The sequence below is a fragment of the Xanthomonas sp. WCS2018Noco2-27 genome, assembly GCF_031843525.1.
GTDB lineage: Bacteria > Pseudomonadota > Gammaproteobacteria > Xanthomonadales > Xanthomonadaceae > Xanthomonas.
The window spans coordinates 22963-40009 of the sequence record NZ_JAVTIK010000012.1; the positions used below are offsets into that span (position 1 = coordinate 22963).

14 protein-coding genes are annotated in these 17047 nt (G+C 66.3%); 9 read left to right on the top strand and 5 right to left on the bottom strand.

Annotated features, from left to right (window positions below; genetic code table 11):
- Window positions 1–19: 19 nt before the first annotated feature.
- Together RQH86_RS17340 and RQH86_RS17345 are read left to right on the top strand one after the other, a co-directional pair.
- Window positions 20–1285 carry a TolC family protein gene (locus RQH86_RS17340; RefSeq protein WP_311240556.1) on the top strand — a complete coding sequence of 422 codons (1266 nt, stop codon included), beginning with the start codon at window positions 20–22 and terminating at the stop codon, window positions 1283–1285.
- A 284-nt stretch (window positions 1286–1569) separates the two neighbouring features.
- A complete protein-coding gene (locus RQH86_RS17345) occupies window positions 1570–2841 on the top strand; it encodes an efflux RND transporter periplasmic adaptor subunit (protein WP_311240557.1) in 1272 nt (423 codons plus the stop codon).
- A gap of 316 nt (window positions 2842–3157) precedes the next feature.
- On the opposite strand, the gene RQH86_RS17350 is transcribed toward RQH86_RS17345, so the two are convergent.
- Entirely contained in the window at window positions 3158–3412 is a 255-nt protein-coding gene (locus RQH86_RS17350; protein ID WP_311260732.1) for a hypothetical protein, read from the bottom strand.
- A gap of 143 nt (window positions 3413–3555) precedes the next feature.
- Between RQH86_RS17350 and RQH86_RS17355 the strand changes: the two genes are divergently transcribed.
- The 4 genes from RQH86_RS17355 (at window position 3556) to rpmG (ending at window position 8090) form a co-directional block, all read left to right on the top strand.
- A complete protein-coding gene (locus RQH86_RS17355) occupies window positions 3556–6771 on the top strand; it encodes a CusA/CzcA family heavy metal efflux RND transporter (RefSeq protein WP_311260642.1) in 3216 nt (1071 codons plus the stop codon).
- Window positions 6768–7415, top strand: a complete 648-nt coding sequence (locus RQH86_RS17360) for a cation transporter (RefSeq protein WP_311260643.1) — start codon at window positions 6768–6770, stop codon at window positions 7413–7415. The genes RQH86_RS17355 and RQH86_RS17360 overlap by 4 nt, the downstream gene beginning before the upstream one ends.
- 257 nt (window positions 7416–7672) lie before the next feature.
- Window positions 7673–7909 (top strand): 50S ribosomal protein L28, encoded by a 237-nt coding sequence (gene rpmB, locus RQH86_RS17365; RefSeq protein ID WP_002809459.1) that lies wholly within the window; start codon window positions 7673–7675, stop codon window positions 7907–7909.
- Between the two features lie 13 nt (window positions 7910–7922).
- Entirely contained in the window at window positions 7923–8090 is a 168-nt protein-coding gene (rpmG, locus tag RQH86_RS17370) for a 50S ribosomal protein L33 (protein WP_002809462.1), read from the top strand.
- A gap of 340 nt (window positions 8091–8430) precedes the next feature.
- On the opposite strand, the gene RQH86_RS17375 is transcribed toward rpmG, so the two are convergent.
- The 3 genes from RQH86_RS17375 to RQH86_RS17385 all read right to left on the bottom strand — a co-directional run bounded on the left by RQH86_RS17375 (window position 8431) and on the right by RQH86_RS17385 (window position 11743).
- The gene (locus RQH86_RS17375) at window positions 8431–9453 is read right to left on the bottom strand and encodes an amidohydrolase family protein (protein WP_311240588.1); all 1023 of its coding nucleotides are present in this window, start codon (window positions 9451–9453) and stop codon (window positions 8431–8433) included.
- Between the two features lie 570 nt (window positions 9454–10023).
- The gene (locus RQH86_RS17380; protein ID WP_311240587.1) at window positions 10024–11079 is read right to left on the bottom strand and encodes a 4-oxalomesaconate tautomerase; all 1056 of its coding nucleotides are present in this window, start codon (window positions 11077–11079) and stop codon (window positions 10024–10026) included.
- Window positions 11072–11743, bottom strand: a complete 672-nt coding sequence (locus RQH86_RS17385; RefSeq protein WP_311240586.1) for a 4-carboxy-4-hydroxy-2-oxoadipate aldolase/oxaloacetate decarboxylase — start codon at window positions 11741–11743, stop codon at window positions 11072–11074. The genes RQH86_RS17380 and RQH86_RS17385 overlap by 8 nt, the downstream gene beginning before the upstream one ends.
- A 101-nt stretch (window positions 11744–11844) precedes the next feature.
- Between RQH86_RS17385 and RQH86_RS17390 the strand changes: the two genes are divergently transcribed.
- Together RQH86_RS17390 and cls are read left to right on the top strand one after the other, a co-directional pair.
- On the top strand, window positions 11845–13155 hold the full coding sequence (locus tag RQH86_RS17390; RefSeq protein ID WP_311240585.1) for a LysR family transcriptional regulator: 1311 nt from the start codon (window positions 11845–11847) through the stop codon (window positions 13153–13155).
- 13 nt (window positions 13156–13168) lie between these two features.
- Entirely contained in the window at window positions 13169–14587 is a 1419-nt protein-coding gene (cls, locus tag RQH86_RS17395) for a cardiolipin synthase (protein WP_055846837.1), read from the top strand.
- Window positions 14588–14611: 24 nt separating this feature from the next.
- Here the strand turns inward: cls and RQH86_RS17400 are convergent, their stop codons facing one another.
- Complete coding sequence (locus tag RQH86_RS17400) at window positions 14612–15004, bottom strand: VOC family protein (protein ID WP_311240584.1); 393 nt, start codon at window positions 15002–15004, stop codon at window positions 14612–14614.
- 169 nt (window positions 15005–15173) lie between these two features.
- Between RQH86_RS17400 and RQH86_RS17405 the strand changes: the two genes are divergently transcribed.
- Entirely contained in the window at window positions 15174–16571 is a 1398-nt protein-coding gene (locus RQH86_RS17405) for an FAD/NAD(P)-binding protein (RefSeq protein WP_311240583.1), read from the top strand.
- Window positions 16572–17047 lie beyond the last annotated feature (476 nt).

The window sequence follows — 17047 nt, forward strand, 5'->3', positions numbered from 1 at the left end:
GATTCGCGGAGATACCCTCATGTGGTTGCGACTGGCGGCTGTTGCCGCCCTCGCGGTCGTGCCGTGCGCCATGGCGCAGGACGTACCGCCCCAGACTGTGCTGACCCTGGACGACGCCATCGCGCGCGTCGCCGCCCAGCACCCCGATCTACGGCTGGCCGACGGCCAGCAGGCCGTGCTCACCGCCGAGGCGCAGCGCGATGCGTTACGCCCACCGCTGCGCGTTGGCGCGGAGATCGAAAACGTATTCGGCAGCGGGCCGACCCGCGCGCTGGACCAGGCCGAACTCACCGTCACCCTGGCCAGCGTGCTGGAGCGCGGCGGCAAGCTGGATGCGCGCCGCACGCTGGCGCAGGCGCGCATCGATGCGCTGGCTCCGCAACGTGCCATCGCGCGGTTGGACGTGCTGGCCGACGTGGCGCGGCGCTATCTGGCCATCACTGCCGCCCGCCAGCGCCACACCATCGCGCTGGAAACCCTGGCGCAGCGCCAACGCACCGTGTCCGCCGCCCGCCAACGGTTGCAAGCCGGCGCATCGCCCGAATCGGTCCTGCTCACCGCGCAGGCCCTGCAGGCGCGTGCGGAACTGGACCGAGATCGCGCGCAGCTGGAACTGGCCGCGGCACGTCGGCAACTGGCGCTGCTATGGGGCGCGCGCAGCATCGAGGCCGACCAGATCAGCGGCGATGCCTTGCAACTGCCGGCCATTCCCGAGTTCGAGGTGCTGGCGCAGTTACTCGACAGCACGCCGGAGCTGGCACGCCTGAACAACGAGCAGCGCCTGCGCGATGCGCGGCTGCAGTTGGCCCGCAGCCAGGCCAGCCCGGACCTGGACTGGCAAGTGGGCGTGCGCCGGCTCGAAGGCAACAACGCCACCGCGCTGGTCGGCAGTGTGTCGCTCGCACTGGGCAGCGCCGGTCGCGCGCAGCCGGACATTCGCGCCGCGCAGGCCGAGCTGTCGCTGCTGGACATCGAACGCCAATCGCAGGCCTTGCAGCTGTACGCCACCTTGGCCGATGCGCATGGGCGTTACCGCGCCGGCCAGCTGGAAGTGGCGCGCATGCGCGAGGAGGTGCTGCCCGCGCTGGCACGCGCCGATACCGCTGCAGAGCGCGCTTACCGCGCCGGTGCCACCAGTTATCTGGATTGGGCGCAGCTGCAGGCGCAGCGCAGCGATGCACGGCAGCAGCAACTCGCTGCCGCAGTGGAAGCGCAGAGCGCATTGATCGAAATCCAGCGGCTGACCGGACAACCGTTTGTGGTCACGGCGGAGACGACCCCATGACGACGACCAACCAGATGTACGCGCGGTTGCATACACCGTTGCACATCATCTCGCCCACACCGCTAGCCGCAACCTGCACCTCAGACGCCGCAGACGCCACTCACGTGGGCACTGTTAAGTACATGGAGCCGCAGCGCACGCCGCGCCGCACCTCACTCGCTGCATCGCTCGGCGCACTTCACGCGGGCAGTGCTACGTGCACGCAGCCGCAGCGCACGCCGCGCCGCATCTCACTCGCTGCATCGCTCGGCGCAGTGCGCCGGCATTCCAAAGGATCTCGTTCGATGACGCCATACATTTTTACGCCGCTGCTGCTGGCGCTGCTGCTCGGCGGTTGCGGCCGCGCCGATGAAGACGCACACGGCCATGCAGGCAGCGAGGCTGGCCATGCCGAAGAGGGCGGCGGTGGCGAGCACGCCGACGAGGCCAAAGGCAAACACGGCGGCCGGCTGCTGAGCCAGGACGGCGACAGCGTGGAGCTTGCGATTGCCGAAGACGGCCGCCCGCCGACGTTCCAGGCCTGGCTGTATCGCGATGGCAAACCAGTGCCGGCCAGCGCCGGCAGCGTGGAGGTCAAGACCACGCGGCTGGGGGGCAAGGTCGACACCTATCCGCTGCGTGCGCAGGCCGACGCAAGCCTGCTGGCCGCCAGCGAAGTAGGCGAGCCGCATTCGTTCGATGTGGAAGTGCGCGCCAGCGTGCAGGGCAAGACCCATCGCTGGACCTATTCCAGCTACGAAGGCCGCACCACGATCGCCGCCAGGATTGCGCAGGACGCCGGTATCCGCATGGCGCCGGTGGGTGCCGGTAGCATCGCCGATCAGCACGAAGTGCAAGGCCTGCTGACGCCGGCAGAAGGTGCGCAGGCGCAGGCGACTGCACGCTTTCCCGGGCCGGTACGTAGCCTGCGCGTCAATGTCGGCGATCAGGTGCGTGCGGGCCAGGTGCTGGCCACAGTGGAGAGCAATCTCAGCCTGACTACCTACTCGGTCACCTCTCCGATCAGCGGCACCGTGCTGGCGCGCAACGCCAGCCTGGGCAGCAACGCGGGCGAGGGCCAATCGCTGTTCGAGATCGCGGATCTGTCGAGCCTGTGGGTGGATCTGCACATCTTCGGTGCCGACGCCGGGCATATTGCCGCCGGCGCGCCGGTGACGGTGACGCGCATCAGCGATGGCGTGGTGGCACAGACCACCCTGGAGCGCGTGTTGCCGGGCACGGCCACGGCCAGCCAGAGCACGGTGGCGCGCGCGGTGTTGCGCAATACCGATGGCTCATGGCGACCAGGCTCGGCAGTGAAGGCGCGGGTGACGGTCGCGCAGCAGCCGGCCGCGATGGTGGTGCCGGTGGGAGCGTTGCAGCAGTTTCGCGACTGGAATGTGGTGTTCGTGCGCGTGGGCGATGTGTACGAGGCGCGGCCGGTGACGTTGGGCGCGCGCGACGCGCAGCAGGTGGAGCTGGTTTCGGGCGTGTCGCCGGGCGACACGGTGGTGGTGGAGCAGAGTTATCTGGTGAAGGCCGACATCGAGAAGTCGGGGGCATCGCATGATCATTGATCGCGTTGCGGTGGGCGGCATTGCGTCGTCGAGTGAGGGCGTTTGTTGGGTGCAGGGGGATGCGCCACGTCCAAGGCGTTCGCGCCCTTCCAGGCTAAAGCAAAGGCCTTTGCGCCCTATTGGGCTAGGGCAAAGGCTTTCGCGCCCTGTCGGGCGCGAGTTACTTTTCTTTGCTTGTGCAAGAAGCGCTTTACGGCAGCCGCAGGCTGACCAAAGTAACCAAAAGAAAGCACACCCCGTCCTCGCGCCCTCCGCGCCTGCGGCGCTGCGGGTCCGCAAGTCCGGCAGAAATTTTTGTAAGGGACATCCATGTCCCTTACAAAAACGTCGCGCATCCATGCGCGCCGCCCTGCGGGTTGTATCTGCCGGCCTTGCCGCTGCGGTATGGGGGCCCAAACGCAAACAGCAACAGCACCAGCAACAGCACCAGCAACAGCACCAGCAACAGCACCAGCACCAGCACCAGCAACAGCACCAGCACCACCACCAGCACCAGCACCAGCACCAGCAACAGCACCAGCAACAGCACCAGCAACAGCAACAGCAACAGCAACAGCAACAGCAACAGCAACAGCCTTGGTGCTGGTGTGCGGATGGGCGTTTGTTTGGCGTGCTGCGTCGCACCGCGATAGGGAGGCCGCGCTGTCGGTCGGTGGCACCACGAGGGTGGCGCGCGGCGCAGTGCGGTGCCAGGAATGCACGGAGGGGCCTGTCATGCTGACCAATATCATCCGTTTTGCGATCGCGCAGCGCTGGTTGATGCTGGCGTTGACCGGGGTATTGATCGCGATCGGGGCGTGGAGTTTTTCGCGGTTGCCGATCGATGCCACGCCGGACATCACCAATGTGCAGGTGCAGGTCAATACCGCAGCGCCGGGGTATTCGCCGCTGGAGTCGGAGCAGCGGGTGACGTTTCCGTTGGAGACGGTGCTGGCGGGATTGCCGGGCCTGGAGTCGACCCGCTCGCTGTCGCGCTATGGCTTGTCGCAGGTGACCGCCGTGTTTGCCGATGGCACCGATCTGTACTTTGCGCGGCAGCAGGTGGCCGAGCGTTTGCAGCAGGTCAAATCGCAGTTGCCGGCCGAGCTTGAGCCGCAACTGGGGCCGATAGCCACCGGCCTGGGCGAGATCTTCATGTACACCGTGGAGGCCAAGCCTAACGCACGCAAACCCGATGGTACGGCGTGGACGGCGACCGATCTGCGCACCCTGCAGGATTGGGTGGTGCGGCCGCAGTTGCGCAATGTGCCCGGCGTCACCGAGGTCAACACCATCGGCGGCTACGCGCGGCAGATCCATATCACCCCGGATCCGGCGCGTCTGGTCGCCTTGGGCTTTACGCTGGATGACGTGGCGCAGGCGGTAGAGGCGAATAATCGCAATATCGGTGCCGGCTATATCGAACGTAACGGGCAGCAGTTTCTGGTGCGCGTGCCGGGGCAGGTGGATGACATCGCGCAGATCGGCGCAATCGTGCTGGATCGCCGCGAAGGTGTGCCGATCCGGGTGCGCGATGTGGCGCAGGTGGGCGAAGGCCGCGAGTTACGCACCGGGGCCGCCACGCAGGACGGCACCGAAGTGGTGCTCGGCACGGTGTTCATGCTGGTCGGTGCCAATAGCCGCACCGTGTCGCAAGCCGCTGCCGAGCGCCTGAAAGTGGCCAACGCCAGCTTGCCGGCCGGTGTGCAGGCGGTGCCTGTGTACGACCGCACCGCGTTGGTCGACCGCACCATCGTCACCGTCGCCAAGAACTTGATCGAAGGCGCCTTGCTGGTGGTCGTGGTGTTGTTCCTGCTGATGGGTAATGTGCGCGCGGCGTTGATCACCGCGGCGGTGATTCCGTTGGCGATGTTGTTCACGCTCACCGGCATGGTGCGCGGTGGCGTGTCCGGCAATCTGATGAGCCTGGGTGCGCTGGATTTCGGCTTGATCGTCGATGGTGCGGTGATCATCGTGGAGAACTGCCTGCGTCGCTTCGGCGAAGCGCAACTGCGACTTGGACGTGTGCTCGATCGCGACGAACGCTTTGCGCTCACTGCCGAGGCCACCGCCGAGGTGATCCGTCCCAGCCTGTTCGGCCTGGGCATCATCACCGCGGTGTATCTGCCGGTGTTCGCGCTCACCGGCATCGAAGGCAAGATGTTCCACCCGATGGCCATCACCGTGGTGCTGGCGCTGAGCGGAGCGATGCTGTTGTCGCTGACCTTCGTGCCGGCGGCGATCGCCTTGCTGCTCGGCGGCAAGGTGGCCGAGCATGAAAATCGCGCAATGCGCTGGGCGCGCGGGGTGTATGCGCCCTTGCTGGATCGCGCGCTGCGGCACGGGCGCTGGGTCGGCATTGCGGCGCTGGCCACGGTGGCGCTGTGTGCGGTGCTATCCACACGGTTGGGCAGCGAATTCATTCCCAATCTGGATGAAGGCGATGTCGCCTTGCATGCCTTGCGCATTCCCGGCACCAGTCTGGAACAAGCCATCACCATGCAATCCACCCTGGAAAAACGCATCAAGCAATTTCCGGAAGTGGCGCATGTGTTCGGCAAGCTCGGCACCGCCGAAGTGGCCACCGACCCGATGCCGCCATCGGTGGCCGACACGTTCTTGATCATGCATCCGCGTGCGCAATGGCCGGACCCGCGTAAGCCCAAGGCGCAGTTGGTGGCCGAGATCGAAGCTGCGGTGAAACAACTGCCGGGCAACAACTACGAGTTCACCCAGCCGATCCAGATGCGCATGAACGAGCTGATTTCCGGCGTGCGTGCGGATGTGGCGATCAAGGTCTACGGCGACGATCTGGCGACGCTGGTGAAAGTGGGGCAGCGCGTGCAGGAGATCGCCAGCAGCGTGCCCGGCGCAGCCGATGTCAGCCTGGAACAGGCCACCGGCCTGCCGATGCTGGCGGTGGTGCCCGATCGCGCTGCACTGGCCGGCTACGGGCTCAATCCCGGTGTGGTGCAGGACACCGTAGCTGCCGCAGTGGGCGGGCAGGAGGCCGGGCAATTGTTCGAAGGCGACCGCCGTTTCGACATCGTGGTAAGGCTGCCGGAGAGCCTGCGTCAGGACCCGGCCGCCTTGGCGGATCTGCCGATCCCGCTGCGCGGCGATGGCGAGCGTGGCGATGCCGACGAATCCAGCCGCGCGGCCGGCTGGCGCAGCGGCGAGCCGACCACCGTGCCGCTACGTGAGGTCGCCAAGATCGAGACCGTGCTCGGCCCGAACCAGATCAATCGCGAAGACGGCAAACGCCGCATCGTCATCACCGCCAACGTGCGCGACCGCGATCTGGGCGGTTTCGTGACGGAGGTGCAGCAACGCGTGCAGGCGGAGGTCGCCTTGCCCACCGGTTACTGGATCGGCTACGGCGGCACTTTCGAGCAACTGATCTCTGCCGGCCAGCGCCTGGCCTGGGTGGTGCCGGGCACCTTGTTGCTGATCTTCGCGCTGTTGTACTGGTCGTTCGGTTCGTTGCGCGATGCGGTGGTGGTGTTCAGCGGCGTACCGTTGGCGCTGACCGGTGGCGTGGTGGCCTTGGCCATGCGTGGGTTGGCGTTGTCGATCTCGGCCGGTGTCGGCTTCATCGCGTTGTCGGGCGTGGCGGTGCTCAACGGCCTGGTGATGATCGCCTTCATCCGTGGCTTGCGCGCCGACGGCATGCCGTTGGAGCAGGCCCTGCGCGAAGGCGCATTGTCGCGCCTGCGGCCGGTGTTGATGACCGCATTGGTCGCCGCACTGGGCTTCGTGCCGATGGCCTTCAACGTCGGCGCCGGTGCAGAGGTGCAGCGTCCGCTGGCGACGGTGGTGATCGGCGGCATCGTCTCGTCCACCTTGCTCACTTTGCTGGTGTTGCCGGTCTTGTATCGGTGGCTGCATCGGCAGCGATCGGGGCACTCCAGAGCTGTTGTCGCGGCAACGCCACGCGGAGACGGCGCATGAGCAAGTCCTGTTGCGGGTGTGGCAAGACACTGGATGTGGCAGCGATGCAGGCCCGTCAGCGGCGCGTGCTTTGGTGGGTGTTGGCGATCAATGTCGGCGCCTTTGCGCTGATGCTGGCAGGTGCGCTGCACAGTGGCGCCGCCTCGCTGCTGTCCGGCAGCCTGGATAATCTGGGCGATGCGCTCACGTACGCACTGAGCCTGGCGGTGGTGGGCGCCAGCCTGGCGGCCAAGGCGCGGGTGGCCTTGCTCAAGGCCGGGTTGATCCTGCTGGCAGCGCTGGCGGTGGCGGCGGAGATCGGCTGGAAACTGGCGCACCCGCAACTGCCATTGTTCCAGAGCATGGGCGTGGTGGCGGCACTGAACTTTGCCGCCAATCTGGCATGCCTGCGCCTGCTGTGGCCGTACCGCGACGGCGACATCAATCTGGCGTCGGCCTGGGCCTGTTCGCGCAACGATGTCTACGAGGGCATTGCAGTGCTGGTTGCCAGTGCGGCGGTATGGGCGTTCGGCAGCGGTTGGCCCGACCTGGTGATCGCGGTGGCGTTGCTGCTGCTGTTCCTGCGCTCGGCCTGGCAGGTGGCGCATGCAGCCCTGGCGGAGTTGCGCCAGGTCACTGCGATGGCGCAGGCCGGGGGCGGCTGATCGTCGCCTGCGCACGCGCCGGGTAAATGCGCGTGCGCAGGCGGGCTCGCCGTAAGTGCTTGCGACACAAGGAATTGCCGTGCATAATGCGCGGCTCGCTGTGCCCGGATCGCTCCGGATGGCGGCACCCAGCGCGATGGGGTTGCCGGCTCGTTCCCAGCGTAAGTTCTTGATTCCCAACGTTGCGTGGCAGCTTGATGCTGTCGGGGCCGCCGCTCCCCAGGCTATGGGTGGCAATTCATTTATCGAGGTGCGTAATGTCCCGCGTATGCCAAGTGTCCGGCAAGCGTGTGCAGACGGGTAACAACGTCTCCCACGCAAACAACAGAACCCGTCGTCGCTTCCTGCCTAACCTGCACGAGCGCCGTTTCTGGGTCGCCAGCGAAAACCGCTGGGTGAAGCTCCGTGTCTCCGCGCATGCATTGCGCACCATCGACAAGAACGGGATTGATGCCGTTCTGAAAGAGCTGCGTGCGCGCGGCGAAAAGGTCTGAGGAGTAAGCAGTCATGGCAAAAGGCAAGCGTGACAAGATTCGTATGATTTCCTCGGCCGCTACCGGCCACTTCTACACCACGGATAAGAACAAGAAAAACACTCCGGGGAAGATGGAAATGATGAAATACGACCCCGTCGTGCGTAAGCACGTGATGTACAAGGAAGGCAAGATCAAGTAATCCACCGATTACACGATCTGCATCCAAGCAAACACCCGCCGAAAGGCGGGTGTTTGCGTTTGGGGAATCGATCGCGACGTCGGGACTGCCGCAGCGCGTTAGTGCGTTTGATCGGCACACGTTGATGCACGGGATTGTGTAGCGCCGTGCAAAACTTGCGATGCAGCTTGGCTGGCTGCATTCGTTTCTCCCTGCGGCAGAGGGTGAAGGGCGAAGCAGTTGGCGTTTCATTGCTGAAGGCGCGTGGCGACGCGTTTGATATCGCAGGCGGTGACCACTCTCTGAGGCGCCCCCTCATTCGGCCCTTCGGGGCACCTTCTTCCGGAGCGAGAAGGAAGAGCTATAGCCCACGTGCGCGCAATTGCGCGTCCAGGCGTGGATACACGCGCCGTGCATTGCCTTCGAAGACCTTGCGCTTGTCTGCATCGGAGATCGCCAGTGCATCGATATAGCGTTTGGTGTCGTCGAAATAATGCCCTGTCTGCGGGTCGATGCCACGCACCGCGCCGACCATTTCCGAGCCGAACAGGATGTTGTCGATGTCGATTACCTCGAACAGCAGGTCGATCCCGGGTTGGTGATACACGCAGGTGTCGAAGAACACGTTGCGCATCACGTGCGTGGATAACGGCGGTTTGCCCAACATGTCGGCCAGGCCGCGGAAGCGACCCCAGTGATACGGAACGGCGCCACCGCCGTGCGGGATGATGAAGCGCAGCTGCGGAAAATCGGCGAACAAGTCGCCTTCCAGAAACTGCATGAAGGCAGTGGTGTCGGCGTTGAGGTAATGCGCGCCGGTGGCGTGGAAATTGGCGTTGCAACTGCCCGACACGTGCACCATCGCTGGGACATCCAACTCGACCATTTTTTCGAAGAACGGGTACCAGGCGCGATCGGTCAACGGCAGGCCGGTCCAGTGGCCACCGGATGGGTCTGGATTGAGATTGCAGCCGACAAACCCGAGCTCGGTGACACAGCGTTCCAGCTCCTTGATCGAGTGCGCGATCGACACGCCCGGCGATTGCGGCAGCTGGCACACGCCGATAAAGGTGTGCGGATACAGCTGCACCACGCGGCCGATGAGGTCATTGCAATGCCGCGTCCATATCTGGCTCACGGCTTCATCGCCGATGTGGTGCGCCATGGTGCTGGCACGTGGCGAGAAGATCGTCATGTCCGCACCGCGCTCGCGCAGCAGGCGCAATTGATGCTGCTCGATGCTGTCGCGTAGTTGGTCATCGGAAATGTGCGGATACACCGGTGCCGGCACGCTTGCGTCGGTGTAATGCGCAATCTGCGCCTTGCGAAACGCATCGTGTGCAGCGGGTGCGGTGGTGTAATGGCCGTGGCAGTCGATGATCATGGCGATGCTCGTTGAAGTGCGGGTCGGATCCGTCGGACGCGTTCGGGTGAAGGCGTGCAGCGTGTGACAGCAGCCACTGCTGCGTCTGCGTCTGCCCAGCCGCCAGTCGCACGCAGTCGCTGAGTGGGTGTGCCATCGCTATCGCCATCCATCACGGCATCTCCGGAATGCGTTTCTCGCGGTGCGCGGCGCACCGACGGCACGGCATTAGTATGTGCATGCCACTGCAGGTGCATCGTTTCCCGCTTCAAGCTGCACCACAGGCCGCCCGACGCGCCCACCACGTAGGAGCGCACCGGGGCGCGACTGGCATTCGATCCGCTGCGGGAGATGCTGCTCCCCGTCTGCCACGCACCTGCCTGGCATATTCCCGGCCGGCAAGGCGTTGCCGAGATGCAACGGGACGTTGCGCCGATGTGCGATCCGCAGCGGCGCAAGCACACGCTCTCGCATGACGACACAGACGACACCGTGCAGCGCATCCACGATCGGACAAGTGCAGTGCGCACGCCGCAATCTCCCTGCTCGAACCAGCCTGACGCTGGCAACACAGCCCGATAGTGGCAGTGCTTACCCAAACAACACCCCATCGAACAATTTGCGTGCCGTCCTGACCACCGCAGCGCGCACCACTGCGCCATGTGCATCGCGTTCGATGACGCAGCCGGTCATGCCGCTGGGGTGCTCCACGTCCACCTGCTGGATGCTGCCGCCGGGCAGCTGTGCCAGCGCGTGCGCGGGTGACTCCGGCAGCAGGCAGGCGGTGGCGACGGTGACAGCGCCGAGCACACCGATCGACGCATGGCAGCGGTGCGGGATAAACGAACGCACGCTGATTGCGCCACCGTTGCGCGGTGCGGCCACCAGCATCATCTTCGGCACTGTCGCTGCACTGACATCGCCCAACTGCATCAAGGGGCCGGCCTGCAGGCGAATGGATTCCAGCCGCGCTTTGAGTGCGTCATCCGCATCCAGCGTGGCACGGTCTTCATAGCCGCTGATCCCGACATCGGCGGCGCGCAGCACCACGCACGGCATGCCGTTGTCGATCAGCGTCACCGCCACGCCATCGAGCGTGTCCACGGCGCGCCCGGTCGGCAACAGCGCGCCGCAGGAAGAACCCGCGATCTCTGCGAATGCCAACGCAATGGGTGCGGCAGTGCCCGGCACGCCGTCGATGCGCGCGTCGCCCGCATACGTGACTCGGCCGCCGGGCGTGTGCACGGTGGCCGTTGCCAGGGTGCCGGTGTTGCGCATGAAGATGCGTACGTCGGTCTGTCCATCGTGCGTGGGCAGCAGGCCGCGCTCCAGCGCGAAGGGCGCCACGCCGGCCAGCATGTTGCCGCAGTTCTGCGCATCGCTGACCTGCGCCTGTTCGACTGCCACCTGCAAAAACAAATAGTCCACATCGGTATCGGCGCGTGTGGAGCGCGACACCACCGCGACCTTGGAGGTGAGCGGGTCGGCGCCGCCCATGCCATCGATCTGGCGTAGGTCCGGCGAGCCGTAGGCGCGCAGCAGCAAGGCATCGCGTGCGGCAGTGTCGGCGGGCAAGTCGTCGGCCAGAAAAAAGCCGCCCTTGGAGGTGCCGCCGCGCATCCACATCGCGCGCACCTGCTCAGACATAGCGCAGACCCTTGGCCGCCAGGCGCTCGCGCATGGCGTAGATATCCAGGCCCAGTTCGCCGCGCGCCAGACGTTCGCGCTTGATCAGTTCGCGCGCTTCGCGGGCCTGCGCTTCGGCCAGCACGTCGGCCGCGTTGGCGCGCGGCACCACGCACACGCCATCGTCGTCGGCCACCACCACATCGCCGGGCTGGATCAGTTGCCCGGCGCAGACCAGCGGTACGTTGACCGAGCCCAGCGTCTCCTTGATGGTGCCCTGCGCGCAGATGGCGCGGCTCCATGCGGGGAACTGCATGGCGGTGAGGTCGCGCACGTCGCGCACGCCGGCATCGATGATCAGCCCGCGGCAACCGCGCGCCTGCGCCGAGGTTGCCAGCAAATCGCCGAAGTAGCCGTCGCAGCAGTCGCTGGTGGGCGCCACCACCAGCACGTCGCCGGGCTGCAACTGTTCGATGGCCACATGCATCATCCAGTTGTCGCCGGGCGGCAACGACACCGTGACCGCGGTGCCGGCGATGCGGCAGCCGGCGTAGATCGGACGCAGCCGGTGATGCAACAGACCGCTGCGTCCCTGCGCCTCGTGCACGGTGGCCACGCCGGCCTGTGCCAGCCCGTCAACGAGGGCGATCGGGGTGCGCGCAACCTGGGTGACGACCTGGCTCATCCATCCATCCTCGTTAGTACTGCGCCGAGTCTGAGTGGCGAGAGTCAATCAGCTCAAGATTCATTTGAGGTATGCGTATTGATTTTGCTTATAGTTAGAGCATGCCGCCGATGCCCGAGCCGAACCTGCGTCATCTGTATGCCCTGGTTGTGGTGCACCGGCTGGGCAGCATCAGCGCGGCTGCGCCGCAGGTGAATCTGTCGCAGCCGGCCTTGACCCAGGCGGTGGCGCGCCTGGAACAACAACTGGGCGTGCGGTTGTTCGAGCGTCAGCCCGGCGGCATGGCCGCCACCGAGGCCACCCAGTTGGTGGTGCCGCGAATCGAGCGCGCCTTGGCGCATCTGGGCCGGGGCATCCTGGTGGCGCGGCGTGCGCTGCGGCTGCCGGCGCGCCCCGGTCTGGAGCGACGGGTGTCGTTGGGCCAGTTGCAGGCGCTGGTGGCGGTGGATGTGGCGGGCAGCTATTCGCTGGCGGGGGTGCAGCTGGGCGTGTCGCAGCCGGCGGTCTACCGCGCAGTGCAGGCGCTGGCCGATGTGATCGAGGTGCCACTGACCATGCGCCGCGGCAAGGCGATGCAGCCCACGCCGGTGGCGGAGCGGTTGCTGCGGCAGGTGCGGCTGGCGCTGGCGGAGGTACGTGCGGCGCTCGATGAAGTGGCCGCCCTGCGCTCGCAGCATGCCGGGCGGGTGGTGGTGGGGGTGATGCCGTTGGCGCGGGCGATCCTGTTGCCGCAGGCGTTGGCGCGGTTTGCGCGTGCGCACCCGGCTGCCAGCATCAGCGTAGTGGAAGGGCCGTATGCGGAGTTGCTGGCGCATCTGCGCGAGGGCGGGCTGGATTTGCTGATCGGTGCGTTACGCGACCCGCTGCCGGTGCGCGACGTGCTGCAGGAGCCGCTGTTCGACGACGAGCCGGTGATCGTGGCGCGTAGCGGGCACCCGTTGGCCGGCAAGGCGTACGCGTTTGCGCAGCTGCTCGACTACCCGTGGGTGATGGCCGCTGCGGGCACGCCGGTGCGCGAGCGCTGGGAACGTATGTTCCGCGATCGGCAGCTGGAGCCGCCGCCGCTGCGTATCGAATGCGGCGCCGAGCTGACCGTGCGCGGCCTGTTGCTGGAAGACGATTGGCTGACCCTGATGTCGCGCGACCAGTTCCTGTTCGAGCGCCGCGCCGGCCTGCTGCGCGAGATCGGCAGCGCCGGGCCGCGTTTGCGTCGGCAGATCGGCATGACCACGCGCAGCGACTGGCACCCGACGCGCGCGCAGACCGCCTTCGTGCAGACGCTGCGGCAGGTGTGCGCCGAGCGCGTGCATCCGGCAGCGGCAGATGCCGGCCCGTTTCGCCATTGCATCCAACCGGTGGGGACCGCGTCGTTGCGTTTACACGCGGCCGGGTCAGAATCGGCTTCCTCATGAGAACGGAGCGCTGATGCTGCCCGACTGGTTGCAAGGGACCTGGCTGTTGGCGCTGGACTGGGTGATCCGCCTGGCAGCGCTGCTATGGATTCCCACCCGCACCACGCCTGGCGCGGCGCGCAGCTGGTTGCTGCTGATCGGCTTTGTGCCGGTGGTCGGCCTGCCGCTGTATCTGTTGCTCGGCCACCCGTGGTTGTCGCGGCTGCGCGTGGAGCGGCAGGCCACCGCCTCGCAGGTGATTCGCGAACAGCAGCTGCCGTTGCATGCGCTGCGCTGGACGCCGCCGCCCGATACCAGCAGCGCCGAGGTGGTGCCACTGATCGAACGGCAGGGCGACTTCATGCCCACCTTGGGCAATGCGGTGGAATTGCTCGACGACTACGCGCAGTCGCTGCAGGCGTTGATCGTCGCGATCGATGCGGCCGAAAAGCGCGTGCATCTGCTGTACTACCTGATGTTCGACGATGCGGTGGGCGATGCGGTGGTGGCAGCGCTGCAACGGGCAAGCGCGCGCGGCGTGCGCTGCCGCGTGCTGCTCGATGCAGTGGGCGCCAAGCGCGGCCTGCGGCGCTATCGCAAGCGGCTGCAGGCCGACGGCATCGAGGTGCTGGCGGTGCTACCCGGCGGGTTGCGCTGGCGCCGCAGCGGGCGCATGGATCTGCGCAATCACCGCAAGATTGCGGTGATCGACAACCAGGTGGGCTTTGTCGGCTCGCAGAATCTGGCCGACGCCGGCTTCATCGACGGCGTGCCCAATCGCGAGCTGGTGGCGCGCGTGCGCGGGCCGGTGGTCAATCATCTGGAAGCGGTGTTCGCCAGTGACTGGTTCACCGAAACCGGGCAACGCCTGGATGTCTGGCCGGATGCGCCGGTCTGCGAGGCCAATATCGCCACCCAGTTGCTGCCCAGCGGACCGGCGTATCCCTTCGAGAACGCGCGCGATGCGATCAATGCGGTGATCCATCTGGCGCGACGAAAAGTGGTACTGGTGACGCCGTACTTCGTGCCGGACGAGGCCTTGCTGAGCGCCTTGCGCATCGCCGCGGTCTCGGGCGTGGATGTGCAGCTGATCCTGTCCGAGCGCAACAACCAGCGTCTGGCGGCGTGGGCACAGGAAGCGTATTTCGACGAGCTGCTGCGCTGTGGGGTGAAGATTGCGCTGTACCGCCCGCACTTCCTGCATGCCAAGCACCTGAGCATGGATGAAAACATCGCGCTGGTGGGCTCGATCAATCTGGATATCCGCTCGTTCGCGCTCAACGCCGAGATCGGCATGGTCTGCTACGACACCGGCGTGGTGCAGCGGTTGCGCGCGATCGAGCAGGATTATCTGGCCAACGCGCGTCAGCTGGATCTGCAGCAGTGGCGGCGGCGCCCGGCCTGGCGACGCAGTCGCGAGGGCATCGCGCGGCTGGCGGATGCGTTGATGTAGTGGCCTGGATGTAGTGGCCTGCGGTCAGTCCGGACGCATCACCTGGAACACGTTTCCCTCCGGGTCGCGGCCGTCGTACATCTGGTAAGCGAAGCCCGCATAGCGTTTGAGTTCATCCACACGTACGCCTGCGCTGCGCAGTTGCTCGCGATGGGCGGCCAGATCGGAAGTGATGGCGAACACCAACTTGGTGGTCGAGCCGACTGCCGGTGCCGCGTCGGATGCGGGCGATGACGGCTGCTGTCGGTACCTGTCGCCCATCAGGTGCAGCGCCAGTTCGATCTGGCCCGCCGCCAGGACGACCCACTGATCGACGATCTCCTCGATGACGGGAAGCGCGAAGTGGGTCTGGTAGAACACCTTGGCCGCAGCGACGTCGCGGACATAGATGATGAGCCTGACCAATGCGATGGACATCCTGTGGGCCTCCCGCGGCGTTTACCGAGCGTGCGCGGCCGATCGTACGTGCTTCTGATGCCGGGACGCATGCTAACCGCTCCCACCCTTGCGGCCGCGGCGACGCGCCTTCGCAGCGAGTGGTGCGGTGACTGAGGGGTCTGGTGCAGCCATCGCCTACAATGCCGCAATGAACACATCGCGTGATCCCGGCGTTGCAGCGATCGCCATCGTCGGAGGCGGCGCTTCCGGCGTGCTGGTGGCATTGCAGCTGCTGCATCAGGCGACCACGCCGCTGCAGATCGTGTTGATCGAGCCGCACCCGGTGCTGGGCGAGGGCGTGGCCTATTCCACCGCGCGGCCCGAGCATCTATTGAACGTGCCTGCCGCGCGCATGAGCGCGCTGGCCGATACGCCGCAGGATTTTTTCGACTATCTGCGCATGCACGCATGCTGCCCGGAGCTGGACGACGCGCAGCTGCCGCAACAGTATGTTGGGCGCAGGCATTACGCCCCGTACCTGCGCGAGCGCCTGCAGGCCGCGCGTGCAAACAGTCCTGCGATCTTGCGCGTGCACACCGCACGCGTGCAGACCCTGCAGCCCAATGCAGCCGGCGCGCTGTTGCAGCTGGATGACGGACACACCGTGCAGGCCACCGCCGTGGTGCTGGCGGTCGGTAATGCGCTGCGCCCGTTGCCGTTGCGTGGTGCCACCGGCCTGTCGGCGGCGCAACGGGTGGAAGCCTGGGATACCGAGGCGGTGGCCGCACTACCGCAAGACGCCGCCGTGTGCATCGTCGGCTCGGGGCTGAGCATGGCCGACACCGTGGTGACGCTGGCTGCGCAGGCCCATCGCGGCGCGGTGCATGTGGTGTCGCGGCATGGTCTGCTGCCCTTGCCGCATGCGCATGGCGCTGCCGCCGACTTCGATCCACAACCATTGCTTGCCTTGTCGTTGCGCGCACGCATGCGTGCGTTGCGCCAGCACGCCCGCGCGGCGCTGGCACAGGGGCTGCCGTGGCAGAGCGTGATGGAACGCATCCGGCCATTGAGTCAGGCCTTGTGGCAAACCTTGTCGGTGGCCGATCAACGCCGTTTCCTGCGGCATGTGGTGCGCTACTGGGATGTGCATCGGCATCGCATTGCCGCGCCGGTGCATGCGCAGTTGCAGGCGATGCAGGCGCGTAGGCAACTGCAGTTGCATCGTGCGCGGCTGGATGTGGCCTTCGAGGTAGGTGCATGTGTGCGTGTGAGTGCCGGCGCCGCCAGTGCCGGGCATGCGTTGCAGCTGGATGTGCAGACCCTGGTCAATGCCACGGGCGTTGAAATGCGCGTACAGGCGATGCGTAACCCGTTGTTGCAGCAGTTGCTGGGGCAGGGCATTGCGATGGCCGGCCCGCATGGAATCGGCGTGGACACCGCTGCCGACGGCAGCCTGCTCGATGCCGACGGGCGCGCCAACCCGCGGCTGCGGGTGATCGGCAGCCTGCGGATCGGTTCGTTGTGGGAAAGCCTGGCAGTGCCGGAGTTGCGCGAACAGGCAGCGGCGATTGCGCGGGATGTGTTGGTGCAGCTGGAGCGCCGATAGGCGTGTCGGGAACAGAGAAGGAGCTTGGCTGCCTTCTCCGGCCGCGACATTGGCCTCTTCGAGGGGCGAAGGCGACGCATCGCGCCGGATGTGGTGGCGAGCGAAGCCTCGGGTGACCCGCAAAGTGTCGTGGCTGCGCCACGTGCCCTCACCCCAACCCCGGCTCCGCGCCCCGGCCCGCGCTTGCGCCGCGGGCGCTCCAAGGCACGCGTGCCCGCGGCGCGTAAGCGGTGCCTTCTCGCCCCGCAGGCGGGAGAGGGGCCCTGCCATGGCGAGCACTGCCTGATCTCTTGCAGGCGGGAAAACAATCAACCTGCTGCCTTTATCTTGCCGGTGTCAGAGGAATCAACGTCCTGCCTTCTCAGGCAGGCGTCAGAGCAATCGACGTCCTAAGCTTCTCAGGCCGGCGGCAGAGAAGCCAACATCCTGCCTTCTCAGGCAGGCCGCAGAGCAATCAACGTCCTGGCTTCTCAGGC

Coding starts and splice junctions, on each gene's coding strand:
- RQH86_RS17340 (WP_311240556.1), top strand. CDS start 20: ATGTGGTTGCGACTGGCGGCTGTTGCCGCCCTCGCGGTCGTGCCGTGC.
- RQH86_RS17345 (WP_311240557.1), top strand. CDS start 1,570: ATGACGCCATACATTTTTACGCCGCTGCTGCTGGCGCTGCTGCTCGGC.
- RQH86_RS17355 (WP_311260642.1), top strand. CDS start 3,556: ATGCTGACCAATATCATCCGTTTTGCGATCGCGCAGCGCTGGTTGATG.
- RQH86_RS17360 (WP_311260643.1), top strand. CDS start 6,768: ATGAGCAAGTCCTGTTGCGGGTGTGGCAAGACACTGGATGTGGCAGCG.
- rpmB (WP_002809459.1), top strand. CDS start 7,673: ATGTCCCGCGTATGCCAAGTGTCCGGCAAGCGTGTGCAGACGGGTAAC.
- rpmG (WP_002809462.1), top strand. CDS start 7,923: ATGGCAAAAGGCAAGCGTGACAAGATTCGTATGATTTCCTCGGCCGCT.
- RQH86_RS17375 (WP_311240588.1), bottom strand. CDS start 9,453: ATGATCATCGACTGCCACGGCCATTACACCACCGCACCCGCTGCACAC.
- RQH86_RS17380 (WP_311240587.1), bottom strand. CDS start 11,079: ATGTCTGAGCAGGTGCGCGCGATGTGGATGCGCGGCGGCACCTCCAAG.
- RQH86_RS17385 (WP_311240586.1), bottom strand. CDS start 11,743: ATGAGCCAGGTCGTCACCCAGGTTGCGCGCACCCCGATCGCCCTCGTT.
- RQH86_RS17390 (WP_311240585.1), top strand. CDS start 11,845: ATGCCGCCGATGCCCGAGCCGAACCTGCGTCATCTGTATGCCCTGGTT.
- cls (WP_055846837.1), top strand. CDS start 13,169: ATGCTGCCCGACTGGTTGCAAGGGACCTGGCTGTTGGCGCTGGACTGG.
- RQH86_RS17400 (WP_311240584.1), bottom strand. CDS start 15,004: ATGTCCATCGCATTGGTCAGGCTCATCATCTATGTCCGCGACGTCGCT.
- RQH86_RS17405 (WP_311240583.1), top strand. CDS start 15,174: ATGAACACATCGCGTGATCCCGGCGTTGCAGCGATCGCCATCGTCGGA.